Origin of the sequence: Sutcliffiella horikoshii (genome assembly GCF_002157855.1) — a bacterium.
Taxonomy (GTDB): domain Bacteria; phylum Bacillota; class Bacilli; order Bacillales; family Bacillaceae_I; genus Sutcliffiella_A; species Sutcliffiella_A horikoshii_C.
Window position 1 is genome coordinate 696,762 of record NZ_CP020880.1, and the last position, 24,755, is coordinate 721,516.

Here is a 24,755-nt window from a genome sequence, read left to right on the forward strand (position 1 = left end):
ATTTAGCGAGAGAACCCCTCTTTATTTAGAACTCTAATGTAATAAAGCTTTTAAGGGACTCTTTGAAATTCAAAGGCGCTTCTGTGGTTTTTAGGTTATTATAATCTGCTGAAGGCATCCATTTTTCAAGAATTGGTAAACATTCTATCAGGTCATTCTGCCGGGTGCCGATGGTTTTATCCGTTAGTAAGTGAAATCCGAAATCTGAGTATAGTTTTATAGCCCGGTAGCTGCCAGGTTGAGTGTGCAGGTACACGGGATATTCGTTATTCGGCACTTCCTTCATGATGATGGAAAGCAAGGCTCGCCCGATACCCTTTCCTTCATGTGATTTCTGCACTTTGAACCAATGAATAGTCTGGAATTTATTATAAGCCTTCCATAATAAGCAAGTTGCCACAGGGCGATCTTGCTCATCGCAAACGAAAAGGGTGTTCGTAAAAAAAAGTTTTTCGTTTCCGCCATAGACAGTTTTGAAAAATTCCATCATAAATGAATGGTACTCTTTGGCAGTTGCTTCATCGTCAAACGGCATGCTCGCCCATATATCCAGTTCGTCCTCTCGCATACTACGGACATAATAACCTTTTGGTACATGGGTTAATGCATCCTTGTTAAGTGACGAACACATCATAAATATATTTAAATCAGGGATTTCTTCCAATGGATTTAGCTCCTTTCATATAAAAAAATAAGCTTGTGTGATCTGATTATTTAGCTTTTCTCCCCAAAACCTGCTTTGCCATCTCCATATATTCCTCCAGCTGGATTTAATGGCAAACTCGACTATGGCGTAGTCCAAGTTAGTGAACGCTTCAAGCTAACAGAAGGTAAGAGAGGAGGGATTTATTCTACATCTCGCTTCTAAGGTATATGTATTGTAGATTATAATAGAGTTTTTATGAAGGGGGTTATTAAAATTGTTGTTATCACTTTCGATTCTCACTATGTTTTTGGGCAGCCTGTATCTGTTTGCAGTGGAAAAACAAGATAAGACATGGGTGTATATCTTGAAGCCTGGTACTATGGTCATCATTATTTTAATTGCAATCTTGGGCTTGGGAGAATTGTCTTCAACGTATAGTTGGTGGATCCTAGCTGGATTATTATTTTCTATATTAGGTGATATTTTTTTGATGCTTCCAAAGGATCGTTTTGTATATGGATTAGGTTCTTTTTTGGTCGGGCATATATGCTATGTTGTGGCATTTTGGTATTTTCCTGGCGGTGGTGCGGTATATATGTGGATTTCTGGTGCACTATCTCTTGTCGCTATTCTATACCTTTTGAAACTTTCGAAAGGGGTTGTGCATTCGGGAGGCATCTTTCTTTTTCTTGCAGTCACAGCGTATGTAGCGATCATCACGTCCATGGTATGGGCAGCATTCTATAGTCAACAGCCTCTAATCATTGCTGGCGCGATCTTGTTTTTCTTTTCCGATGCCATTCTTGCTTGGGATAGATTTGTCGGTAAGCTAACCTATAGAAACTATCTGGTGATGATCCCTTATTATTTGGCTCAATATCTATTTGCGATTTCTTTGCATTGGGTTTAAATTTTTTCATGTAGATGTGCCTTAGCATCGGATAATATCTTTCTTGATGGGAAATGTAAAAGTATTAAAATTTTCATTCTTGATGAAAGGGTGTCCCAATGGAGAGAAGGTTGTTAAATCTATTAAATATACTGTGTATGGTCTACTTACCATATGTATTTAAAGGTTCAAAAATGAGAGAGAATTTACTGGTTTTTTTCCTAAAGGGAGTTATTTCGATTTTACTTGATTCTTATGTAGTAGGAACTAAAAAAATTGCTTATCCGGTAAGGCCTTTTTCAAAAATTTTCAGTACAAATATTATTTATGATTTGTTGTTCTTTCCAATATTAAGTGTCATTTGGGTTAGAATATCTTACCATGATAAATGGAAAACCTTACTACTAAAAAGTATGATTTTTAGTGTTCCAATGAGTTTATGTCAATGGTGGCTAGAAAAAAACTCAAGATTATTTGAGTGGAAAAAATGGTCTGCTTTCCATACATTTGGCAGTATCAATTTTACCTTGTTTTTAGTTAGAGGTATTATTGGCTTCTTAAAAAGAGTAGAAGCGATGAAGCAGTAGCGGAAACCCTGATGCATGCCTGTATGGAAAGTGAAATGAAGCAAGTGTTCATCAACCTTTTGAAAAATGCCTTTGAAGCGATGCCGCGTGGCGGAGAGGTAACCATCCGTCTAAAGGAAACAGCCGATTCGGTTTATGTAGAATTTGAAGATCAAGGGGTCGGCATCTCTCCTGAAAAGATTAAGGAGCTGGGGGAACCCTTTTTTACAACAAAAAAAAGAACAGGCTTAGGCCTGCTTGTTACAAATAAAATTATAAAAAATCATAATGGCTCTCTTAATTATGAGAGTGAATTGAATAAAGGAACGGGTGCAAGGATTACACTGGAAAAGCAAAACGCTGGGGCAGCGGAAGTCAAGCTTGCAGCAAATGTGATGGAATAGAGGAGAGTGCTGGGATAATAAGCACTCTCTTATTTTTGTTCTGAAAATCCACTTGTCAGCTTGGAAGCTAGCGCTTTGGATTCTGCTCTTCTAGTGCGTCGTGCTTTTGCCCGTTCTTCCCCGGTTTTGTTTAGGTACAACTCTTCTTCTGTTTCTGGTGTGATAGAAGGTACTGGAGCAGGCTTTCCTTGATCATCTAGTGCCACAAACGTTAAAAAGGCTGTCGCTGCAATGTTCTTGGTACCTTTTGTTAAATCCTCCGCTGTCACTTTGACAAAGACTTCCATGGAAGAATTCCCGGTCCATGTTACAAATGATTCAAAAATAACAGCATCTGTCGGTCGGATTGGGGATAGAAAATCCACCGAGTCCATGGAGGCTGTTACACATTCACAACGGCACATGCGGGCAGCAGAAATAGAGGCAAGCATGTCCACATCCGATAACAGTTTACCTCCGAACAAGGTATTATGGTTGTTAATGTCGTTTGGAAACACTCGGCTGGTTCGAATGACACGGGTATCTTTGCAGGTTTTGTTCATTGGGATTCTCCTTCAATTTGTTGTAGATGAAGTTATTTTAGCATTATTTTCCTTGTTGCCAAAATGTGAACTGTCTTATGGTGAGCTTTCTGTAATTAATTTGGGTGTCCTAGAGGGTATAATAGAAGTAACGACAAGACAGACGAAAAGAAGGGGATATGATGACCAGTCAAAAAAACTTAAATGAAATAGGTTGGAATTTTGCAAATAGCTATGAATCTCTGCCTGAATTATTTTTTTCTGAAATAGAGCCAAACCCTGTGGAAGCACCTAAATTAATTGTGCTTAATGAATCAGTGGCAGATGAACTAGGACTTCGTGCGGATGCATTAAAGGGGTCGGACGGTTTAAACGTTTTTGCAGGTAATACGGTTCCAGAAGGTGGATCCGGAATAGCCCAGGCTTATGCTGGCCATCAGTTTGGTAATTTTACGATGCTTGGGGATGGTCGAGCGCTTTTGGTTGGAGAGCAAATTACGCCTGAGGGTGGCCGTTTTGATATTCAGCTAAAGGGATCAGGACGTACTCCGTATTCCCGTGGTGGGGATGGTCGTGCGACATTAGGGCCAATGTTGCGAGAGTATATTATTAGTGAAGCCATGCACGGTTTGGGGATACCAACGACTCGCAGTTTAGCGGTGGTGACGACTGGAGAAGAGGTGTTGCGTGAAGGACTGCTACCTGGAGCGGTCATGACACGCGTTGCCTCTAGTCACCTGCGTTTTGGAACTTTTCAGTTTGCAGCGCAGTGGGGGGATTTGGAAAAATTAGAGGCCTTGGCTGATTATGCAATGAAGCGTCACTATCCTGAGTTAGATACAGGTGATTATCTGGGCTTTTTTAGAAAAGTGATGGAACGACAGGCAGAGCTGATTGCGAAATGGCAGCTCGTTGGTTTTATCCACGGTGTAATGAACACGGATAACATGACAATCAGCGGGGAAACGATCGACTATGGACCATGTGCGTTCATGGATGTGTATGATCCGGCGACCGTGTTCAGTTCCATTGATGGGCAGGGTCGGTATTCTTATGAAAATCAACCGCGTATTGGTGGTTGGAATTTGGCGCGTTTTGCGGAAGCCTTGTTGCCTTTGTTTGATGAGGACCAGAAGCGTGCAGTGGAGTTGGCGCAAGAGGAGTTATATAAGTTTTCCGATTTGTATAAGGGGTTTTGGCTGTCAGGTATGCGTGCTAAGCTTGGTTTATTTGGTGAAGAGTCTGGGGATGAAGCTTTGGTACAGGGGCTGCTTGATGTGATGAAGGAAAGTAAGGCCGATTTTACGAATACGTTTCGTGATTTGACGTTGGGGGAGCTTGATTTGGAAGTGAGGCCTGCTTTTAGTGAGTGGCATTCGTTGTGGCAGGAGCGGTTGGGAAGGCAGAGTGAAAGTGCCGAAAGTGTGCGGGAGTTGATGCAGAAGAGTAATCCTGCGGTTATCGCGCGTAACCACCGCGTCGAAGCGGCTTTGTTGGCTGCGGTGGAGCATGGGAATTATGGTGTGATGGAGAATTTGGTGAAGGTGTTGCGTGATCCGTTTGCGTATTCGGTTGAGCAGGATGATTATTGTGTGGCGCCGGGTGCGGGTGTGACGGCAGGATACCGGACGTATTGTGGGACTTAATGCGGATTTTCGTTTTGGCACGAACTTGACCTGTTTTGGCACGAACTCGGGCGGTTTTGGAACGAACTTGGTTGATTTCCGCACGAACTCAGGCGTAAATTAGGTTTTTTCTGTTAAAAATACCCATCTCAGTACCCGAAATTTAATTGAAACAGGAAAAACGGTAACAGATAGGCCGTCTCAGAGCCCGAACTGCGATTGGAACAAGAAAAACGGTAACAGAGAGGCGGTCTCAGTGCCCAAACTGTCATTAATATTAGAAAAACGGTAACAGACAATTTGTCACTGTGCATTCGCCTCCACAGCCACAGTAACTAACCGTCCTCCCTAAGACCAAAGATGATATAATAACTAAAATGATAAACAGAGGTGATCAAATGTCACTATCAAAAGAGTCATTTACCTCCCTAGAAAAATATTATGAAATCCGCGAATCAAGTGACCATCTGTACGAGTATATTGATGGCTCTATCTTTATGTCTCCATCTCCGTCCACCAAACATCAACGAATATCAGGCCGGCTTTTGGTAAAAATAAGCAATTACCTCACCCAAAAGAATGACAACTGTGAAGTGCTTGCCGCTCCAAATGATATTGAACTTTCCAAAGAAGGCATGGAAGAGACTAATATAGTCATTCCCGACCTGGCTGTAATGTGTGATAAAAGTGGATTCACGGATACCAAATACGTTGGCGTACCCGATATGATTGTTGAAATTTTAAGTCCATCCAATCAATCTCATGATCTTATCACAAAGCTAAATCTTCACATGAAATACGGGGTCAAAGAATATTGGATCATAAACCCAATGCTGAACTCCATCACAATCTACTCCCTTAACAAAGAGGAAGTATACGAACAACATGCTATAAAAACAGATCTAGGGACAATTACCTCAAAGCTTTTAAATGGGTTTCACCTTGAACTAGAACATATTTTCAAATAAAAAAGGTCAAGGATTCCTCATCCTTGACCATCTTTGTTCCCCAACTATTTAAGTAAGCTGTTGCTCCGCGAACTCACGATACAACTTATGCGACTCCACTAACTCCTGATGAGTCCCCATCCCAGTGATCTCACCTTTTTCAATAAAAATAATCTTATCCGCATTCACAATCGTAGACAATCTATGGGCGATCACAAATGTTGTTCGGCCTTCCATCAGCCTTGTCAACGCCTGCTGGACTATTCCTTCAGATTGACTATCCAGACTTGCCGTTGCTTCGTCCATCATTAAGATTTTTGGATCTCGCAAAAAGGCACGGGCAATCGCGATGCGTTGGCGCTGCCCGCCTGATAGCATAACTCCGCGTTCACCAACCTCCGTATCAAGTCCTTTTGGGAACTCTTGAATGAACTGATCGGCATAAGCCATTTTGGCGACTTCCCATAAGCGATCATCTGTCAAAGATTCTTTATTTTCCAGCCCATAAGTTAAATTATCCCGAATGGTTCCAGCCATCATCGGGCTGTCTTGAGAGACATAACCAATCTGCTGGCGCCACGCTTTCATAGATAATGAGCGGATTGGCAAAGCCCCAACAAAAATTTCTCCGTCTGTTGGCTCATAAAAACGTTCAAGCAATCCGAAAAGCGTACTCTTTCCGCCACCGCTCGGTCCTGCAAAAGCCACCATCATGCCAGGTTCGACATCAAAGGAAACATTGCGCAAAATCGGCTCGTCTTCGTTATAACCAAAGGATAAACCTTTAACGAAAACAGGTTGATTGGTAATATCCGCAGCCAATCCCTCTTGTCCTGGCTCGTCCTCAATTTCCAGAATATCAATGATTCGTTCTGTCGCCCCTTTAGCCTTCTGTAACTGTGTAAAAAACATTGTAAAGGATGTAATCGGAAAGATAATTTGAAACAGGTAAAGTAGGAATGCAACCAGCGCACCGGTTGTCATCGTTCCTTCTGCAACACGAATTCCGCCGTAGCCGATGATCACAACGATGACAAGCATGACGACCATATACATAAGCGGTCCGATAATGGCAAAGATTCGAGCTTCCCTCAAACCAAATGTCAGTAGTGTACGAATACCTGACTGCCCCTTTGCTTCCTCTGCCGTTTCCGCGTTGGATGCTTTCATTAGTCGGATCTCACTTAAAGTCTGCTGGACACTGCCGGTAAAATTGGCCGTTTCATCTTGCATGCCACGGGAGATTTTCGCCATTTTTGTACCAAGTGGAATCATGACAAGCGTCGTGACTGGAACAGATATCAGCATAAGCAAGGTCATTTTCCAATCCATGATAAAGAGGATCGTGACAGCCCCGATGATAGTGATGATCCCTGTGATGAACTGGGGGAAGTGTTGGGAGATTAAATCTTTCACAATCCCGGTGTCATTGACCACACGGCTGACCGATTCGCCACTTGTTTTTTTATCAAAATAACTGACAGGAAGGCGGATCAATTTGAACCACATTCTCTCGCGTAGGCCGGCAACGATGCTTTGGCCGACATAGGCGAGGGAGTAGGTGGAAAGTCCGTCAATAACGGCTCGGACAATAAAGACAGCCGCAATGGCAACAATCAGTCCAACACTGAGCGATTCCATGGAAAAACCATCGACAAGTTGCTGAGTGAGCAATGGGATGGTTAATCCAACCATTGTGGTGATAAGGCTGCCGATTAACCCTAGTGTCAATGCAACCTTGGGAATGTTGGTTGACATGATGAGAGAGATGAATTTCTTCAGATTCTTATTTTTTGCTGGTTCCATATATTGTGATCTCCTTTAAAAAGGTATGCTTGATAATTGTACGTTCATAAGACAAGTTAGTTCCTTTATCATTGTGACAGATTGAGGAACATGTTTCCAATTTTACAGTTGACAACAGTATTTCCAAAGGTTTATATTTTAATTAAACAGTGGTCAATAAAAAGGATGAGTAAGGAATGTCACCTAGAAAAGCGGTAACAAATGAATTAACACAAAGTATGGTAATGGACGCGGCCCGCGAGTTGTTCCGAAAGAAAGGGTATCAGCAGGTTTCTATGCGGCAGATAGCAACAGCGTTAGGGTATAGTCATGGTGCCATTTATTATCATTTCAAAAATAAAGCAGAACTTTTTTATGCCATGATTGAAACGGATTTTAAAGAGCTAGATCAATGGCTGGACAATGTGATGATGCAGGACCTTGATAACAGAACGAAATTAAAGCAAGTTTTGCTTGAATTCATCCGATTTGGCCTCACGCACAAAAGCCAATATGAGATGATGTTTTTGTTGTCAGATGAAGAAGTAAAAAGCTATGTAAATAAAGGTCCGAATGATTCTTATGAGAAGTTTGCTAAAGCCATAATGGAGTTGAGCAATCAATCTATAAGCATCCAACATGCATGGTCCATTTTCCTCTCGTTGCACGGTTTCGTCAGTCATTACTGTCGGTGTGATGCAGACTATGATGAAGTAAAAGGGTTAGCAGAATCACATGTGAATTTTATCCTAACAGCTTTAGGGTAAAATTTTTTAAAGATTTATTGACCAGTGGTTAAAAATCAGGGGGTATTTTTTATGAAAAAAGCAATGGTAATTGGAGCTTCAGGCGGGATGGGGTACGCACTCGTGATGGAACTTGTTAGTCGTGGAGTGGAAGTGGTGGTTTTTGCCAGAGGAAAAGAGAGACTCGGGGAGCTTTTTGGCAGAGAAGAAAAAGTGACGATCATAGCTGGAGACGCTAGTGAAAAGAAACAAGTTTCCCTTGCTGCCAATGGAGTGGATGTGATCTTTCATGCAATGAACCTTCCATATGAAGAATGGAAGGGAAAACTTTTGCCAGTCACCCAAAACATCATAGAAGCAGCAATAGAGAACGGTGCAAAGCTTGCGGTGGTGGATAATATCTATGCATATGGTAAAAGCGGTGGGAGTCGGCTGAAAGAGTGTATGGAGAAAAAACCGCATACCAAAAAAGGGAAGCTTCGAAAGGAAATGGGGGAAATGATTCAACAGGCCAACATTCCGACTTTGATCTGCCACTTTCCAGACTTCTACGGACCAAATGCAACGAATACCTATATTCACTTTACCCTTGAACAACTTTTGAAAAAGAAGAAGGGTGGTTTTGTAGGACCAAATCATATTGAAAGAGAATTTATTTTTACAAAAGATGGGGCAAGGGTGATGGTGGAATTAGCTTTAAGAGAGGATGCCTATGGACACAATTGGAATATCCCTGCTGTGTCGACCATTACAGCGAGGGATTTCGAAAAGATAATAAAAGAGCAACTAGGAAAAGATAAGCAGCTTTACTACATCACCAAACCGATGTTTGCGCTTTTTGCCCTTGTTGCTGGAAAAGGGATGCGTGAGGCAGTGGAAATGCAGTATATCAATGCCGAGCCTACCATTCTATCAGGGGAAAAGCTAACAAGGTTTTTAGGAGAATGGAACAGTACTCCATATGAAAAAGGTATAGAAGAAACCATAGGGTATATGAAGAACCAAATATAAGCTAGAAAAGGGGAATCAGTTGTTATGTCTGATTCCCCTTAAAAAGTTAGTGTTCAGCTACGCCCTTCGCAGCCGGTAAACTTCATAAAGATTCTTCGTCACAACCTTCAACACCGAATACACCGGAACCGCCAATAGGATTCCAATAAATCCGTAAAGCTTTCCTGCTGCAAGAAGAAGCAAAATGACGGTTAAAGGGTGAATGGACAGCTTGTTTCCGATAATCTGCGGGGACACAAGATTTCCTTCAATTTGTTGCACGATTGCAAGAAGTATCAATATTTTCACGACCATAAATGGATCTGTCATCAGTCCGATGATCACTGCGGGCAGTACGCCTAAAGCAGGACCGATAATGGGAACGACAGCCGTAATCACGATAAATAGGGCCAACACAAGCGCATAATCCAATCCGATGATGAGATAGCCTATGTACATAAGAAAGCCGTTTACCAATGCCACAATCATTTGTCCGCCAATGTAGGTGGATAAGGTTTTGTCGATATCGGTCAACAATCTCTTCCCTTCGTCATGGTGCTTGTTCGGCAGCATTTTCAAGATAAACGGCAAGAGTTTATGGCCATCCTTTAGAAAATAGAACAAGATGAATGGGACGACCACAAGGATGGTCACAAAGTTGGTGATGGAGGAAATGATGGAAGATACGTTTTCTCCAATGCGCTGGGACTGGTCCTTTAAAAAGGCTAGCCCTCTCTTTTTAGCTTCCTCATAAGAAATGAGACCGAAGTTATTGTCATCCATCAGTTCCTTTGTTTGTTCTTCATTTTTTTCAAGAAAAGCTGGGAAGTCTTCTGCAAACTGTACGACCTGCTCCTCAATTTTCCCTCCAACAGAAAAGCCACCTAATACTGCTCCTCCAATAATAGCTGAGAATACAAGAATGATAGCCAAAGTCCTGGGGATATACTTTGACTTTGCGAGAAAATTCACGAGAGGCTTTAAGATATAAAATAGAAAGCCGGCAAATAGAATTGGAAAGAATAGAGTTGTGATGAAGCTGATAATTGGATTTACTATAAATTGAACTTCACTTAATAGAAAAACAATAAGTAATACTAGAATGGTACCTGTTGCATATTTAAAGAACGGGTGTCTAATCCACATGCTATCCCTCCAATTGAAGTAATAGTAGTTTATTCCCTTTTTTAGAGTTGGATTAAACAGGAATAAACACGGATCAAAGTATTTACTTTTTTCACCTTCATACTGTATGATACATAGTATAAAACATACTGTACGACATATAGTATGAAAAGAGGTGAGCAGATGGGCGATGGATTGTTGCAGTCGATGACGACGGAATTGAGAAGGGGAACGTTGACGTTGGCGGTGTTAAGTCAATTGAGGACTCCTCAGTATGGATATTCACTTGTCCAATTGCTTGAGAAAAGTGGAATTACTATTGAGCAAAGTACGCTATATCCTTTACTCAGGCGTTTGGAGAAGCAGGAGCTTGTAACAAGCAGTTGGGACAAAACGGAAAGCCGGCCCCGGAGGTATTATGTTTTGAGTGATTATGGAAAAGAGGTTCTCGAGAAGTTGAAAAAAGAATGGGAGAAAACGTCTCAAGAACTATCTATTTTACTTAGGGAGGAGAGTGGAGAAAATGAAACTGATTGAGTTATATATTCAGGAGGTGACAAGGAGGCTACCTGAACGCCAGCGGGAGGATATCGGTCTTGAATTGCGATCGACCATTGAGGATATGTTGCCAGATGACCATAAGGAGGAAGATGTTAAAGCAGTACTGTCGGAGCTTGGGCATCCTGCAAAACTTGCCAGCGGCTATCTGGATAAGCCAATGCATTTAATAGGGCCACGATTTTTTGATGTGTATGTTAGTTTATTAAAGTTGATCATTCCAATTGCGATGATTTTTTCCTTTTTAGCTGTGACATTCAGTCATGTTTTTTCCTTCAGTGGAGAAGGGGAAGTGGTTTCTTCTATATTGAGTATCATAGGTGATGCGACTTGGAACAGTATAGGGGCAGGGATGCAAACATTTTTTTGGATAACGGTCACGTTTGCGATTGTGGAAAGATACGATACATCCAATAAAACCAATCCAATAACGTCCAAATGGAAGGAGTGGACACCTGAAGACCTCAAGGATGTCCCATATATTCCTAAGGAAAAAGCTATTACAAAAGTTGAGTTGTTCGGCAGTTTGATTTGGACGGCCATTTGGGTAGCGGGGTATTTTAACGCCGATAATCTCCTGGGAATCTATGCAAAAGGGGGAGAAGGTCTAACCCTTACCACGCCATTGTTCAATCAAACGGAATTACTTTCCTTCTGGCCACTGGTTATATTGGTAATCTTTTTGGAGCTTGGATTGGTCGCGTATAAATGGAGGCTTGGACAGTGGACAATGAAGCTTGCTGTGGCGAATGTATTTGTCCATATGGGATCCCTTGCTGTGTTTATTCTCGTGTTCAGCAACGTAACTGTGTTCAATCCAGCGTTCTTAGACTATTTTCAAGAGAGGTTCGGCTTTACGCACCAGCTTCATTTAGTTTTTTGGTTCGCGGTATTGATATTCCTCGTTTCTTCTATTTCTGATATCTATCAAGGCATTAAAAAAGCAAGACATTGATATTTCACCAATTAGAATATATGATGAGTGCAAGGGAGTTGGGAAATAACGTTACACTTCCTTGTTTTTTTGTCGAATGAAAGAGGATTATTCAGCTTTTTATAGAAGTAGGAATTAATAAATATATTTAAAGGGGATTAACTAATGAATGTGAAATTTGTCAGCAATGGAGAGGTTACCAGTTACCTAAAGGACCATAAAGATGAGTTCGAGGCTACTCTGCTGTCAGAGGCTGTAAATGTCGCATCGAAAATCAATGATATTTTGCAAAAGGGAAATATTGATCTTCTTAAAAATGCTCAAACTTTGATTCAACGAGTGGTGGAGCAGAAAGAGTCGGAAGTGATAGCTTTTGCTGAGCAAGAAGGGATTGCGTGGGCGAAGCATTCTGATTCGCTTACCTTATCATTCAAGTTAGAATGGGTCCAGGCAATTAGAAGAACCTTATGGAAATTTATCAATAAATTCATTGAAGAAAGAGGTCAGTATCTTGATATGCTCCCTTTTAAGTAGACAGATAAAAAACTAAAAATCTGTTTCTGCTAAGGGGAGTATTTATTATGTCAAAAAAAGCTAACTCTTTCGATGTCAAAATCAATGTCATAAGAGCCTGGGAAAATCGCACGCACACTATTACAGATTTAGGCCATATAAATAATGTTAGTCCATCCACTATATATAATTGGATCGATAGATATGAAAGTCTGGGGGAGAAAGGTTTACACCCTACCTCAAAAGCGTATTCGAAGGAATATAAGCTGAAGGTAGTCCATGAATACCTTAACGGTGGGTATTCTCAAAAAGAACTTGTTAGGAAGTATGAAATATCAAGTAAATCTGTCCTCCAAAAGTGGATTAAGAATTATAATAGCCATAGAGAGTTAAAGGATACTTCAAAAGGAAGGAAATTCACTATGACTAACAAAAGAAAAACTACCTTAAATGAACGAATAGAGATTGTGCACTATTATCTAGAGAACGGCATGGATTTCCATAAGGCAGCTGAGACCTTCCAGGTCTCTTACCAACAAGTGTATCAATGGGTTAAAAAGTATGAGAATGGTGGCGAAGAAGCCCTCCGAGATAAACGTGGGAGGAAAAAGGAAGAAGTGGAACTTTCTCATGAACAGAAAATACAACGAGAGATGCATAGGCTAGAAAGGGAAAATGAACGATTGCGAGCTGAGAACGCATTTCTAAAAAAGTTAGAGGAGATCGAAAGGAGGCAAAAATAAGTCAGGTACGCCATGAGGAGAAATATTTAGCTATTCAGGAACTGGAACAGGAAGAAGGATTTTCTATCGTGATGCTCTGTGACATTGCGGAGATTGCCCGGTCTGCCTATTACAAATGGTTGAAGCGCGAGCCTTCAAAACGTGAACGGGAAAGTGAAAAGTTAATGAAAGAGATTTCTACTATATTCCAAAAAGTGAAGGGGATTTATGGATATCGTAGAGTGGCCATTACTTTGAATCGAAAGTTAGGAAAAGCTTATAACCATAAACGTATCTATAGATTAATGCGTGTTTTAGGCATTCAAAGCATTATTCGAAGAAAAAAGAGCCGTTACAAAAAAGCGACCCCTAATCATATTGCCCAAAACTTGTTAAACCGGGAATTCCAAGCGGAAAAGCCAAATGAAAAGTGGGTGACGGACGTTACGGAGTTTAAGTTCGGTAAGGCTACAAAGGCTTATTTGAGTGCCATTCGAGATTTATATGATGGGGCTATTATTAGTTATGTGTTAGGACTTAAAAATAACAATCAGCTAGTGTTTAAAACCTTGGATCAAGCAACTGCCATGTTGAATGGTGAACAGCCGCTTTTACATAGTGATCGAGGATTTCAATATACCCACCTTGAATTCAAAAGAAAAATTGATACAGCAAAGATGACTCATAGTATGTCCCGAGTTGGACGATGTATTGATAATGGTCCAATAGAGTCTTTTTGGGGGACATTGAAATGCGAGAAGTATTATTTGGAGAAATATGAAACGTTCGACGATCTTGAAGAGGCGATTGATGAGTACATTCATTTTTATAATCATGACCGCTATCAAAAACGTTTAAACGGTCTTAGCCCTTTAGAATACAGGGCTAAGACCGCTTAGTCTTGTTTTATTATTTCGAGTGTCTACTTGACAGGGGGCAGTTCATCTCTCTCAAGATGATTTCTTTGAATTAGAAAAGAAAATCAATAATAATATCGACTTTTTCTTAAATAGCTTTTTCCTTAGTTATTCCCAATTTAAGGATGATTTGATTAGTTCGCAAAGGAAATTGGTGGAGCATTTATCTGTACCTATTATTCCTGTTAGTGCGTCGGTTGCTGTGTTGCCTTTGATTGGACATGTGGATGAATATCGAATTCGCATCATTGAAGAGAAGGCCTTGATAGAGATTTCGAACTTGAAGTTACAGACACTTGTTTTAGACCTCTCTGGTGTAACTACGATGGAGCAGAGCGTTATTGCAAAATTTGAAGATATTCTTACTGGGGTTTCGATGATGGGGTGCAAAGCGGTCCTTACTGGTTTGCGTGCAGAGCTTGTTAGGAAGATGGTCAGTATGGGAGTGACTTTCCATCAGCATGCGGAGACACATGGTACGTTGCAGCAGACGTTGAGGAAATATCTTGTTGCGCAGGAAATTTAAGAAGAATCTGGGAACCTGGATGAAGGGTTTCCCGGGTTCTTTTTTTTATTTAAACACGCTGTTGATTTCCGCAAATGGCTTCGCTTTCCGCGAGACGGTGTTTGAGCCTCCTCACAACGCTTCAGGGGTCTCAACCTACCGTTATTCCCCCGATGGAGTCTTCGCCTTTTGCTCCAATGAACAGCTGAGAGTCTGGAATTTCATGCAATTCCCCCAATTTTCTCGCCTTAACTTCCGACTTTTCGCCTATTGTTTTGTTTATTTCGACATGGAGTAATAGCAAAAAAGGTAGGTTGGCGTCATTTTCAGGACTTATTTCCCGAAAAATAACCCCAAGAGGAATTTGGTTAGTTTTCTTTAATTCTATACATACAACAATTTTAGCTAATTGCTGCCAAAAGGGGACATGAACATGATCGTAGGGGAAATTATCAGGTTTTATCGGGAACGAGCTGGACTAACACAATCTCAATTGGGGGAAGGAATTTGTACGACGACTCACGTGAGTAAAATTGAGCGGGGAAAGACAGCTTTTTCCGAAGAGATTATTGCTTTATTTTCAGAGAGATTGAATATTGATATACAGGAAGAATTGGCATATCTCCATCAGGTTAAAAAGCTTCTGCGAGATTGGCATAACGCGATAATTTTACGAAGAGAAAAGGAAATTGAACAGTTGAAAGAAAGGCTGGAGGAGTCGACTATTGTTCATGCCTCTAAGTATGCTGCGCGCTATCAACTTTTGATGGCAAGGTATCATCTGTTTCAAAATGAATTGGAGTCTGCATACGAGATTATTAGTAAAGTGGAAAAAGAGTACCCTAATATGCTGGCATTTGATTATAATTTATATCTTCATGTGAAGGGGATTTATTATCTGGCTTCCTCAAATAGTGAAGATCATCAGAAAGCAATCAGTGTGTTAAATCAGATTGATTTAAAGGAGTATGGAAATAAAGAGTATTATTTTCACCTTGGAACGGCCTACTATTTGATTGATTCAAAGGTAATGTCTTTCTTTTATGTTGATAAGGCTCTGCGTCATTTTCAAGAGACGAATAACTACATGCAAGCGAACAAGGCGGAAGCGTTGATGTTGTTGCAGTTGAGTGGTGATTTGTATAGTGATTTTCATTATATTGTAGGGAGATATAAGGATTTGATCAGCAATTGTGAGCAATATGGGTTGGAGGAAAATAAAGGCCTTTTACTGAATAACCTTGGATTTGAATATTACAATAGAGGATTTTTTGAGGAGGCGAAGACTTATTTTGAAGAAGCACTGTCACTTGTGGACGAAGATTCTAACAGCTACTTGGTTAGACTGTATAACTTCGTTGATAGTTGTATGGAAGGGAAACTTGCTAAGAAGCGTGTCCTTCAGCGACTCATCAAGGAAGGGGCGAACAAAGCAAAAGAAAGAGGGATCACTTTACATATTACCTTATTTAAATTATTGAAATATCGGGTGGAAGAAGACTATGAAACGTATTATACATTCATGGAAGAAGTAGCCCTTCCCCAATTTTATTCAGGCAAACATGTACCATTGATGAAACGATATGGGAAGCTATTGTTTCTTCATTATATAGGAACCAATAAACACGAAAAAGCGACGGAAGTATCCTTGTATATTTAGAGACAAAAGAACCCGCACAGAAGATTGTGCGGGCTTTTAATCTATTATTGCTCACTGCCCTCTGCTTGGTGGGCATTAAATTTCCATTCAAGTTCTAGGGAGTCGCCTTGGAATTCATTTTGATCTTCGCCATTATCAACAAATTCGAAGTAGGCAATGATCTTGTCTGTTTCTCCTGGCTTCAATCCGTCTGGACGTTGGCCGCCACCGACGAAATTATCGATTGCTGTTAGGTCTGGTGTTTCATTTTGCAGTTCATGAAGGGTCATTTCGGCTACTTGAACGCTTGCATTAGCTTGATTGTAAAGAATCGTTACTTTGATGTGATGTCCAAGGTCCTCTGCATTCGCTGCCCCATTTAGTTGAGCATCATTCACTGTGTAGTTTGTTTCTAACAGAATTTTTGAGATGTCCAAGGTACCATTGTTTGTCACGTCAAACTCACGGACAATCTGATCTCCTGGCTTTAAATTAGGAAGGTTCACAATCGTTTCCGGATTAACAGATAAGTCCAATGTTCCTACTGCAAATGTATTGTTGGTTACTACAGTATCGCTGAAATACGCATATGTACCCCCGCCAATTAAAGAAAAACCTAATGCTGCCGTTAATAATCCTTTGCTTACTGTTTTCGTAAAGCTCATGTCCAATTCCTCCTCTTTCCTTTTTTCATATATTATTAATCTCTTAACTATCAAGGTGACAACTAAGAGTACTAACCAATTATCAGGCTGTTTTAGCCTTCTCAAATTCCCGCAATGCACGGACGATCGAAAGCCCGGCAGATGCCACTAGCAGTATCCCAGGTACGACCAACAGAAAAGTGGAGCCTTCTTTGGTACTAGCTAAATTTACTAGGAAGCCGATATAAGGAACTGTTAAATCGGCATATTTCCCGACAATCTGATCCTCTGTAACATAGACAGGATCTGGGGCGTTGTTGTTATCCCCTTTAGTTTGATAGATTTCTTTGCCATTCACATCCTTGATATCGATGATTCTATGGGTGATCAGGATATCTTCGGAGCGGAATGTGATCACATCATTCTTTTTAAAAGCGGAAGAAGGGGTTGTCTTCTCCATAAGGATGATGGATCCTGTCATAAAGGTCGGTTCCATGGAACCTGATAGCACTACTTTCAGCTGGTGACCTAGAATGGTCGGCTCCCCGCCAGATGCTTTGGCGGAAAGGACAATAAAGAACAGGGTGCAAAATAGTAGAATCGATACTAGTTTTGACAGCTTCCAAAGCAACGCAAGTAGAATCTTCAAATGGCTTTCACATCCTTTCGCATTCTTGGGGTTCGTGTTGCTATGAATCTAGCATATGTTAATAGTCTGAATATTGTAAATTGGGTTATTTTGAGGGGTGAATTAGGATTTTTCACATAACTATTGGCCTATTAAACGGTTGGAAGGCTCCTTTTAGTAGCTTAAATTAACCCAATTGACCGTTTTGTGAATTGTCAGAATAATAGAGGGTGTAGCACAAAATTGATAGAAGAGGTGAACCGTTTTGAAGAGTAATCATTTGAAGAAGAAAGTGGTTCCTGCAGTTCTCGCAGCATCCATCGCTTTTGCTGGACTAGCTCTACCGGCAAAGAATGTGTTAGCGAATGAAGAAGTAGTAAGGATTCAACAACAGCTGATGGAAGCACCGACAGGTCTTAGCAAACAAGAGATCCTGTACTCCTTCTTAGGATCACAAGTTGGTGCTGAAGGGAAAGCAAGAGTGACTAGTGTAGACGCGACAGAGCAATTTTCAATCATCGAAGAAAAAGCAGACAGTAAAACGAATACGTACCATTTTAAAACACAGGAAATGTATCAAGGAATTCCAGTATATGCTTCCCAACAGACAATCGCCTTGGATAAAGACAACAATGTTATTTCTTATATCGGGGACGTGAATAAGGACCTGTCCCGTTCGATTATTCCAACCGAGCCTTCGTTAACAACAGAAGAGGCGGAAACGGTGGCAAAAGAGAGCATTGAAGCAAAAATTGGAGAAGTATCCTCCTATGATGGAGTAGAGTCAGAACTGATTATTTACCCATCTGACGCTGGAAAACGTTTAGCCTATTTAGTGAAGGCTTCTACTTCCATACCTGCACCTGGATATTTCCATTACTTTGTTGATGCTACTAGTGGAGAGGTTCTGCACAACTTCGACGCAGTGGCGGCATTGACTCCTGCCTTAGAGGAAGATGAGAATGCGAAGTTCACACCACTAGCAGGTGGAGGGACTACTCCAGCTCCACGTGCACTGCCAATTGAATACGTGGACGTAACAGCAAAAGGGATGGACATCTTTGGAAAGCTTCATTCATTTAATGCAGTTAAAGATGCAAGCTCAAGTAAACATTTCCTTTATGATGGAACTCGTGGTAAAGGCGTTCACACGTTTAAAGCCAATAGAATGCCGGAAACTTCCTTCATCCTATTGTCTGGGCTTCTTGGCTTGACTGGCTTTGAAGTCGAGAGTAATAAAAACTTCTTCTATGATCCAGCGGCCGTTTCTGCCCATATTAATGCATCGAAAACATTTGATTACTTTAAAAATATCCATGGCAGAAATTCTCTTGATAATAACGGAATGAAACTTGTTTCGACTGTACATATCGGGGACAAGTGGAACAATGCAGCGTGGAATGGCAAGCAGATGCTTTACGGAGATGGAGATGGACAACGAATGATCTCCCTATCAGGTGGGCTTGATGTTATTGCGCATGAAATGACACATGGAGTAATCGAAAAAACGACGAATCTCATCTATGAAAATGAATCTGGCGCTATCAATGAGTCTATTGCAGACATCTTCGGTGCATTTGCGGAAAATAAAACTGGTGAAGGCCTATGGTTGCTAGGAGAGGATATTTGGACTCCTGGAATTCAGGGGGATGCCCTGCGATCCATGAGTGATCCAGGTTCTGTTTACATTGGTGGTTACACAGAGGATGGATACTACCCAGATCATTACGACAAGCGTTATCTAGGAGAGCTGGACCGAGGTGGGGTTCACATCAACTCCAGTATCAACAATAAAGCCGCACAGCTTATCACAGACGGCGGTACGCATTATGGTGTAACGGTGAATGGAATCGGAAAAGCTAGGACTGAAAAGATTTTCTACCGTGCTCTGACACTTTACCTGACACCATCATCTGGCTTTGCGGAAATGCGCCAAGCAGCAATCCAGGCTGCAAGAGACCTTCATCCTGACAGAAACGGTGCACCATCCTTAGAAGTGCAGGCGGTTATGGCAGCCTATGATGCGATTGGGGTTTACTAAGCTTAAACTATAAAAAAGGACAGTCCCCCTTAATCTACGAAATGGTAGTAGGGGGACTTGTCTTTTATTTAGTAGTCATATGTCCGACTTGTTTCATTTGGGAGAAGCTGTCTGTCACCCGTAAACGAACTGTGGTAGGATTAAAAAAATTATATGATTTTCACAGGGGATGACAGCATGCTGGAAGGTAAGATTATTAAATTTTATCGAGAATTTCAGGGATTAAAGCAAAAAGATCTAGGAGATGGAATTTGTTCCAGTACCCATATAAGTAAGATAGAACGGGGACTGACGGAGGTTTCCGGTGAGACTATTGATTTTTTATGCAAGCGTCTGGGAATTGAGATGGAATCGGAAATAAAGAATTACAGGGAGATCGAACAACTATTGAAAGAGTGGCAGGAAGCTATTGTGAAAAAGCTTAAACCTAGGGTGGAATCTATCAAACGACAACTCCAGGGTTTCAACCTATTACACATGCAGGACTTTTATCACCTGTACACACTGATTCTGGCAAGATACTATTTATTTATTGGTGAGGCGAGAATGGCGGATGGATTAATGGAGGAAATATCGGCTTGGACGGATTCAGATTTAACCCCTTATGAAAATAATCTGCTGCTTCACGTAAAAGGCGTTTACCACTTAAACTTGAAGAACAACTACGTGGAGGCGCTTGCATATTTGAAGGGAATTAATCTGGAAGGTTACCCCAATCAAGAGTACTATTATGATTTGGCCTATGCATACCATTCTTTAAATTCTAGGGTCTTGGCGTTTTTTAATGCGAATAAAGCCCTTCAATATTTCACTAAAATACGGAGTTTTTCCCGCATCATAGAAGCAGAAATGCTCATGGTCATTCAACTTGAACAATCTGAAGACCATCCTACCTTAAGTCAAGAATACCACAGACTGATAGAAATGACGGAAGACTACGGGCTAGAACATCAAAAAGCGATGCTATATCATAATGTTGCCTATCTCTATTTACGAAATGCCGAATACCAAAAAGCCAGTGGATTTTATAAAAAATCAATGGATGCGAGAGAAAAGAGTCATCCAAATTATTTAGGCTCCTTAGAAGGCTATGTGAATGCTTTAACCAAAGAAGGAAAGACCTCTAAAGAAAAGCTTCTAACCTTGGTGGAACAAGGGTTGGATTTATCCAAAGCCTCAAGTTCAACAACATTTATCCACATTTTTAAGATGCATTATTTCTATCTGTCACATCAAACCGAAAAGTATTATGAATACTTGGAAGAGGAAGCATTCCCTTATTTTAAGGAAAAAGGTTATATGTTGCTAGTCGAGCACTATGGGGTCGTTCTTTTTGATTATTATATGGAAAAGAATGATATGGAAAGAGCAAACCGTTTTGCTGGGCCGGTGATTAATAAGTTCAGGCGGAATAATCAGTTTGTGTAAAAAAAGTGGAGCATGAAAACCTTTGAAGGTACCATGCTCCATATATTTGTTAGCGTAGTCCGTATGCTTTGATGATTTCTTGTGTAATCTTGTTACCTTGGTCGTCCCATGCGGATGCTTTTAGGGAGACGGATTTTGCAGATTTAGGATTTGTAATGGAAGCTGTAAACATATCCCCATCGCGGTTCAGTTTTACTTTCTTCCATTTTTTCCCTTCATTGAAGGATACCTCAAGGGTTGCTCCGTCCACATTTCCATAGCCAATTGCATCTTTTACTTTTTCTACAGAAATTTTCAGCTGGGTAGGTCTGTTTAACAAGGCATCACCGTTCACGTCGGTGTCGACACCATAATTCAACGTATAGAATGGAAGAGGAGATTGCCATGGTTCCATTTCTTCTTTTGCTTTGAAGATCCATTCTGTTTTTGTGCTAGTAGATGTATTCCATCGTTCAGCATCACGTTTTGCCTCTGTGACTACCCGGAATTCTTGCAACTCATCCGTTAATTCGCCAAAGCCATAGACAGCTTGCCCTTTTCCTTCACGGATAAGCGTGTCCCCTTTGAATAGTTTGGTTGTTTGGTTTTGAACGGAAATATCGTAGTCTGTTCCACCTGTATTACCTGAACCAGCATCTGCCCATGCCGGTACGTTAATTTGCATCGAGTTCCCTTGGCGTTTAGGAGCCCAGTAGCCTTCTCCTAAAGCAGGGCGAACAACTGGTGAGAACCAATTTTCTACAAGCTTTTGCCCTTTTTCATAAACAACACGAGGCTGACGGATCTCCCAAGTTTGATCTAGTACTGTTGCTTGGTGGTACCAGTACGTATCCTTTGTGGCGGACACATATTCCGTTCTAGTAGTCGGGAAGGAAATCTTGTATAGGAATCCGATTGCTCGAACTGTGTAAGGTCTCATGTCAAATCGGAATTCCCCGCCATCTGTTTCCACATGGGAATTGTAATTTGTTTCAATAACTGCCAGATCTCTGTTTTTTGGTTCGTATGCTAATTTTTTCGGAACATTGCCTTGGTGGACATAATCTAGATCATAAGCGTAAGGGGAGTCCTTTGTTCCTTCGACTTGAAGCTTCACATTGCCAGAACGAACCGCTTTAATCAGTTTGTCTCCTTCTGATTTACTGATGGCTGCAACAGTAATAGGTACTTCTCCTACATAAGCATTGAATTCCACATTTTCATAGTTTGCGATAATCAATAGTTTCGCACCTGCTGCAACTGCAGCAGCAGCTTGTTCGGATTCACTGATCGTTTTGCTGCGATCTACCACAACCACTTTGCCTTTTGCATTCAGGCGGTCGTAGTCAGCATGTGATCCCTCTCCTGCATAGATTGCCTTTAAGTTATGTTTTCCTTCCAGAAGAGTACTTCCAGGCATCGCAATTTCATCAAGTTCTTTGCCTTTAAAATTAATGGTCAGATATGGCTTTGTTAAGCGCCAGCGTGTTAAAAATTCAAACTCACCAAGCTTTGTCTTTTTCGTAGGTGCTGCATAAAGTTTATCTATCCATACAGGCATCAAATAAACACTGTGTACCGTACCTGTTCCCATCGTTTGGTAATATTCCATACGCTGATACATCGGTTCTGTTTTCTTTGGAACTTTGACTGTGATTTCGTTGGCTTTTCTTGCATCCAACTCCACCGTCTTAGGCCCATCGAGTACGACTTCCGGTTCCCCTACAAGGGCAACACCTTTATGGTCAGTATTCACATCCACGTCCATCATGGACATCACGGAATAGGTGCCTTTTTTCAAGCGAAGTTCTCTTGTCCCTGGTACTGCAATAGCTTCTGGCAGCATCGTTTCGTTGAACATGACGACATATGCAAGGGCAGGTGAACCGTCACGGTCTGTTGCATTTAACGTTAGTGTGTATCTTTCATCTTCTTTTATTGTAGCCATGGTTGTGTGAACCACTGCTTCTCCATTTGAACTTGCTGTTAAGTGCCCTTGGTAGCGTTGACCGCTTTCTCCATGTGCAGGGTCTACTGTTACTTTGACGTCAGCCGTTCCATTAGCTGGAACAGTGACAGAAGTTTGTGCGAGTGTCAGCATGCCTTCAGGAGCCGACTTGCCGTTTGCATCTGCAAAAGTAGCTTCAAGATCAAGGGTGATGTCTTGGTCACTTTCATTTGTGTACGTAACTGTTTTGTCTACAGGTGCTGCCTCATCATGCGGCCATTGGAAGAAACCAAATGAAACGGAGCCTGTTGCTCTTATGTCTGTATTTAACGCTTTTACAATATCAATGCGTCCAGTCCCGATATGGTACGGCTGATAGTTTGGTAGTTTTTTCGCTGTATTCATTAGTGTTTCTTTTAATTCTTGAGGAGTGGCTTCAGGATTTTGTTGTAAAAGAATAGCCACTGCTCCTGCTACGTGAGGAGTTGCCATGGATGTACCGTTCAAACTTTTATAAGAACCTGTGCCTGATGAGTATTGAGAACGCGCAGCCATGATTCCTACTCCAGGTGCGGAAACATCTGGTTTTAATGCCATGTCACCAAGTCGCGGTCCTTTGGAAGAGAACCAGGCAAGTTGATCATTTTTGTCAACCGCACCTATCGTCAGGGCAGCATCCGCAGCACCAGGAGAGCCAACGCTTCCTTCTGCCCCAGCATTACCCGCTGCAATGACGAATAATGTTCCATGCTCTTCTGTCAGTGTGTTAACTGCTTGTGCCATTGGGTCCGTTCCGTCACTGCCGACAGTACTGCCAAGACTCATGTTAACAACATCTGCATTTTGAGCTGCCCATTCCATTCCTTCGATGATCCATGAGGCAAGACCCGAACCGTTATCGCCCAGTACTTTTCCTACTAGTAATCTAGCATCTGGGGCCACACCTTTATGTTGGCCTTCAGAAGCAGCACCAGTTCCAAGGATCGTAGAAGCTACGTGTGTGCCGTGGCCATTTTTATCCTGGACTTCTTCACCAGGTACAAAACTTATTGCTTCATCCAGTTGCGGAGCAATGTCAGGGTGAGTCGAGTCTATTCCGCTATCAAGGACGGCCACCTTGATCCCTTCACCTGTTAAGCCTGCTTCCCAAGCAGTGTGCGTTCCAATCTGTGGCACACTCTCGTGAAGGGTAGCTTCGACTTTAGCATCCAGCCAAATTTTTTCGATTGCATAGTTAAGTTGTACAGATTCTGGTTTAGATTTGTCTGTCTTTTTGGATTGAACATCATTCCAGAAAGTTGTTGCTTCATCTTTGTTTGTTTCTAAGGCTGCAGCGTTAATACTTTTGAGTTCACGCTGTTTTTTTGCGCCTTTTGGAGCTGCTTTTGTGGAAGCTGCTTTTGCTTTCGTTTCTTGGTATTCGACGATGACAGGAACGGTGGAGCTGTTAGTGTCATCAAATTGGTATTCTACTAGTTTTGTAATGTTGAAAAGATTGTGATCAAGCTTTCCCTCTGCCAGATATGGCATCGCAGCATTTGGGTACACATATGTGTCTTCACCGACTGTGATGACGCGAATTCCATCACCGTTGTTCTCGGCAGGTTCTACATTAATGACACTTTGTCCAGATGGCAAAGAGGTTACATGAACAATATCCCCAGTAATTAAGGTGATTTTAGTTTCGCCAGTTCCAAGTTGATCGTGGATGATGGTTGGTTCATTAGTGGTTGTGGATTTGGTGTTTGCCCCAAGCGCCTGTCCTTGAAAAAGGGATGTGGCAAGCATGAAAACGGCGATGACTGCTATAAAGAAAGTCTTAAGTGTTAGCTTTCGCATGTGCATTCTCCTGTTCTTGTTTTTGATAGAATATGTAGTTCTTAGAAGTTGGCCAAAGGTAGAGTAGAGCGGGAATTCACCTCCTGAAGTGAGATTCAATTGTCTGTCGATGTTAAGAAATGTCTTAGGTGTGAGAAAAAAATGAGCGTGAGTAATTCGTGTTGCGAAGTTAATTGAATTGTAAGGGCTGTTAGGCTTCGCTGACAAATGGTGTTT

Annotated in this window: 21 protein-coding genes and 2 pseudogenes; 15 read left to right on the top strand and 8 right to left on the bottom strand. The window is 41.4% G+C overall.

The features are described from left to right. Positions 1-25: 25 nt before the first annotated feature. Positions 26-664: a GNAT family N-acetyltransferase gene (locus tag B4U37_RS03795; RefSeq protein ID WP_088017149.1), complete on the bottom strand. Its 639-nt coding sequence runs from the start codon at positions 662-664 to the stop codon at positions 26-28. Positions 665-920: 256 nt separating this feature from the next. Here B4U37_RS03795 and B4U37_RS03800 point away from each other — a divergent pair, with 256 nt between their 5' ends. The 3 genes from B4U37_RS03800 to B4U37_RS03810 all read left to right on the top strand — a co-directional run bounded on the left by B4U37_RS03800 (position 921) and on the right by B4U37_RS03810 (position 2,505). Then, the gene (locus tag B4U37_RS03800; RefSeq protein WP_088017150.1) at positions 921-1,556 is read left to right on the top strand and encodes a lysoplasmalogenase; all 636 of its coding nucleotides are present in this window, start codon (positions 921-923) and stop codon (positions 1,554-1,556) included. A 137-nt stretch (positions 1,557-1,693) separates the two neighbouring features. Beyond that, positions 1,694-2,122: a CBO0543 family protein gene (locus B4U37_RS03805; RefSeq protein WP_281252777.1), complete on the top strand. Its 429-nt coding sequence runs from the start codon at positions 1,694-1,696 to the stop codon at positions 2,120-2,122. Between the two features lie 11 nt (positions 2,123-2,133). Beyond that, positions 2,134-2,505 (top strand): ATP-binding protein, encoded by a 372-nt coding sequence (locus B4U37_RS03810; protein ID WP_088017152.1) that lies wholly within the window; start codon positions 2,134-2,136, stop codon positions 2,503-2,505. Positions 2,506-2,534: 29 nt separating this feature from the next. On the opposite strand, the gene B4U37_RS03815 is transcribed toward B4U37_RS03810, so the two are convergent. Continuing rightward, positions 2,535-3,047, bottom strand: a complete 513-nt coding sequence (locus B4U37_RS03815) for an acyl-CoA thioesterase (RefSeq protein WP_088017153.1) — start codon at positions 3,045-3,047, stop codon at positions 2,535-2,537. Between the two features lie 161 nt (positions 3,048-3,208). Between B4U37_RS03815 and B4U37_RS03820 the strand changes: the two genes are divergently transcribed. Next, positions 3,209-4,672 carry a protein adenylyltransferase SelO gene (locus tag B4U37_RS03820; RefSeq protein ID WP_088017154.1) on the top strand — a complete coding sequence of 488 codons (1,464 nt, stop codon included), beginning with the start codon at positions 3,209-3,211 and terminating at the stop codon, positions 4,670-4,672. Positions 4,673-5,028: 356 nt separating this feature from the next. After that, complete coding sequence (locus B4U37_RS03825) at positions 5,029-5,619, top strand: Uma2 family endonuclease (RefSeq protein ID WP_245840053.1); 591 nt, start codon at positions 5,029-5,031, stop codon at positions 5,617-5,619. A gap of 48 nt (positions 5,620-5,667) precedes the next feature. Here the strand turns inward: B4U37_RS03825 and B4U37_RS03830 are convergent, their stop codons facing one another. Continuing rightward, positions 5,668-7,404 carry an ABC transporter ATP-binding protein gene (locus tag B4U37_RS03830; protein WP_088017156.1) on the bottom strand — a complete coding sequence of 579 codons (1,737 nt, stop codon included), beginning with the start codon at positions 7,402-7,404 and terminating at the stop codon, positions 5,668-5,670. 176 nt (positions 7,405-7,580) lie between these two features. Between B4U37_RS03830 and B4U37_RS03835 the strand changes: the two genes are divergently transcribed. Both B4U37_RS03835 and B4U37_RS03840 read left to right on the top strand, forming a co-directional pair. Continuing rightward, positions 7,581-8,150, top strand: coding sequence for a TetR/AcrR family transcriptional regulator (locus B4U37_RS03835; RefSeq protein ID WP_088017157.1), 570 nt, complete (start codon positions 7,581-7,583; stop codon positions 8,148-8,150). 51 nt (positions 8,151-8,201) lie between these two features. Beyond that, entirely contained in the window at positions 8,202-9,140 is a 939-nt protein-coding gene (locus tag B4U37_RS03840; protein ID WP_088017158.1) for an SDR family NAD(P)-dependent oxidoreductase, read from the top strand. Positions 9,141-9,197: 57 nt separating this feature from the next. Here B4U37_RS03840 and B4U37_RS03845 read toward each other — a convergent pair whose 3' ends face one another. Further along, the gene (locus tag B4U37_RS03845; protein WP_088017159.1) at positions 9,198-10,265 is read right to left on the bottom strand and encodes an AI-2E family transporter; all 1,068 of its coding nucleotides are present in this window, start codon (positions 10,263-10,265) and stop codon (positions 9,198-9,200) included. A 162-nt stretch (positions 10,266-10,427) separates the two neighbouring features. Between B4U37_RS03845 and B4U37_RS03850 the strand changes: the two genes are divergently transcribed. From B4U37_RS03850 to B4U37_RS03870, 5 genes and pseudogenes are all read left to right on the top strand, one after another. Then, positions 10,428-10,781 (top strand): PadR family transcriptional regulator, encoded by a 354-nt coding sequence (locus B4U37_RS03850; protein WP_088017160.1) that lies wholly within the window; start codon positions 10,428-10,430, stop codon positions 10,779-10,781. Continuing rightward, a complete protein-coding gene (locus B4U37_RS03855) occupies positions 10,768-11,757 on the top strand; it encodes an HAAS signaling domain-containing protein (RefSeq protein ID WP_088017161.1) in 990 nt (329 codons plus the stop codon). The genes B4U37_RS03850 and B4U37_RS03855 overlap by 14 nt, the downstream gene beginning before the upstream one ends. 144 nt (positions 11,758-11,901) lie before the next feature. Then, a pseudogene (locus tag B4U37_RS03860) lies at positions 11,902-12,252 on the top strand (STAS domain-containing protein); the annotation flags it as partial. Positions 12,253-12,317: 65 nt separating this feature from the next. Beyond that, positions 12,318-13,870, top strand: a protein-coding gene (locus B4U37_RS03865) for an IS3 family transposase (RefSeq protein WP_088016950.1) whose coding sequence is annotated in 2 segments (ribosomal slippage) — positions 12,318-12,954 and positions 12,954-13,870 — 1,554 coding nt in all. Because the reading frame shifts where the segments join, the coding sequence is not laid out codon by codon here. 49 nt (positions 13,871-13,919) lie between these two features. Then, positions 13,920-14,414, top strand: a pseudogene (locus tag B4U37_RS03870) (STAS domain-containing protein); the annotation flags it as partial. Between the two features lie 130 nt (positions 14,415-14,544). Here B4U37_RS03870 and B4U37_RS21820 read toward each other — a convergent pair. Continuing rightward, complete coding sequence (locus tag B4U37_RS21820) at positions 14,545-14,697, bottom strand: hypothetical protein (protein ID WP_157663703.1); 153 nt, start codon at positions 14,695-14,697, stop codon at positions 14,545-14,547. Between the two features lie 129 nt (positions 14,698-14,826). Here B4U37_RS21820 and B4U37_RS03875 point away from each other — a divergent pair, with 129 nt between their 5' ends. Further along, the gene (locus tag B4U37_RS03875; protein ID WP_088017163.1) at positions 14,827-16,053 is read left to right on the top strand and encodes a helix-turn-helix domain-containing protein; all 1,227 of its coding nucleotides are present in this window, start codon (positions 14,827-14,829) and stop codon (positions 16,051-16,053) included. 44 nt (positions 16,054-16,097) lie between these two features. On the opposite strand, the gene B4U37_RS03880 is transcribed toward B4U37_RS03875, so the two are convergent. Next, the gene (locus B4U37_RS03880; RefSeq protein ID WP_088017164.1) at positions 16,098-16,697 is read right to left on the bottom strand and encodes a TasA family protein; all 600 of its coding nucleotides are present in this window, start codon (positions 16,695-16,697) and stop codon (positions 16,098-16,100) included. Positions 16,698-16,779: 82 nt separating this feature from the next. Continuing rightward, complete coding sequence (gene sipW / locus B4U37_RS03885) at positions 16,780-17,325, bottom strand: signal peptidase I SipW (RefSeq protein ID WP_088017165.1); 546 nt, start codon at positions 17,323-17,325, stop codon at positions 16,780-16,782. A gap of 244 nt (positions 17,326-17,569) precedes the next feature. Here sipW and B4U37_RS03890 point away from each other — a divergent pair, with 244 nt between their 5' ends. Beyond that, positions 17,570-19,345, top strand: coding sequence for a M4 family metallopeptidase (locus tag B4U37_RS03890; protein WP_088017166.1), 1,776 nt, complete (start codon positions 17,570-17,572; stop codon positions 19,343-19,345). A gap of 177 nt (positions 19,346-19,522) precedes the next feature. Next, the gene (locus tag B4U37_RS03895; RefSeq protein WP_157663704.1) at positions 19,523-20,773 is read left to right on the top strand and encodes a helix-turn-helix domain-containing protein; all 1,251 of its coding nucleotides are present in this window, start codon (positions 19,523-19,525) and stop codon (positions 20,771-20,773) included. Positions 20,774-20,822: 49 nt separating this feature from the next. Here B4U37_RS03895 and B4U37_RS03900 read toward each other — a convergent pair whose 3' ends face one another. After that, complete coding sequence (locus B4U37_RS03900; RefSeq protein ID WP_088017168.1) at positions 20,823-24,539, bottom strand: S8 family peptidase; 3,717 nt, start codon at positions 24,537-24,539, stop codon at positions 20,823-20,825. Positions 24,540-24,755: the final 216 nt, after the last annotated feature.

Bases quoted from the DNA above. Each gene is read 5' to 3' on its own strand.
- B4U37_RS03805 (WP_281252777.1), top strand. From the start codon at position 1,694: ATGGTCTACTTACCATATGTATTTAAAGGTTCAAAAATGAGAGAGAAT.
- B4U37_RS03810 (WP_088017152.1), top strand. From the start codon at position 2,134: ATGCATGCCTGTATGGAAAGTGAAATGAAGCAAGTGTTCATCAACCTT.
- B4U37_RS03815 (WP_088017153.1), bottom strand. From the start codon at position 3,047: ATGAACAAAACCTGCAAAGATACCCGTGTCATTCGAACCAGCCGAGTG.
- B4U37_RS03820 (WP_088017154.1), top strand. From the start codon at position 3,209: ATGACCAGTCAAAAAAACTTAAATGAAATAGGTTGGAATTTTGCAAAT.
- B4U37_RS03825 (WP_245840053.1), top strand. From the start codon at position 5,029: ATGATAAACAGAGGTGATCAAATGTCACTATCAAAAGAGTCATTTACC.
- B4U37_RS03830 (WP_088017156.1), bottom strand. From the start codon at position 7,404: ATGGAACCAGCAAAAAATAAGAATCTGAAGAAATTCATCTCTCTCATC.
- B4U37_RS03835 (WP_088017157.1), top strand. From the start codon at position 7,581: ATGTCACCTAGAAAAGCGGTAACAAATGAATTAACACAAAGTATGGTA.
- B4U37_RS03840 (WP_088017158.1), top strand. From the start codon at position 8,202: ATGAAAAAAGCAATGGTAATTGGAGCTTCAGGCGGGATGGGGTACGCA.
- B4U37_RS03845 (WP_088017159.1), bottom strand. From the start codon at position 10,265: ATGTGGATTAGACACCCGTTCTTTAAATATGCAACAGGTACCATTCTA.
- B4U37_RS03850 (WP_088017160.1), top strand. From the start codon at position 10,428: ATGGGCGATGGATTGTTGCAGTCGATGACGACGGAATTGAGAAGGGGA.
- B4U37_RS03855 (WP_088017161.1), top strand. From the start codon at position 10,768: ATGAAACTGATTGAGTTATATATTCAGGAGGTGACAAGGAGGCTACCT.
- B4U37_RS03875 (WP_088017163.1), top strand. From the start codon at position 14,827: ATGATCGTAGGGGAAATTATCAGGTTTTATCGGGAACGAGCTGGACTA.
- B4U37_RS03880 (WP_088017164.1), bottom strand. From the start codon at position 16,697: ATGAGCTTTACGAAAACAGTAAGCAAAGGATTATTAACGGCAGCATTA.
- B4U37_RS03895 (WP_157663704.1), top strand. From the start codon at position 19,523: ATGCTGGAAGGTAAGATTATTAAATTTTATCGAGAATTTCAGGGATTA.
- B4U37_RS03900 (WP_088017168.1), bottom strand. From the start codon at position 24,539: ATGCGAAAGCTAACACTTAAGACTTTCTTTATAGCAGTCATCGCCGTT.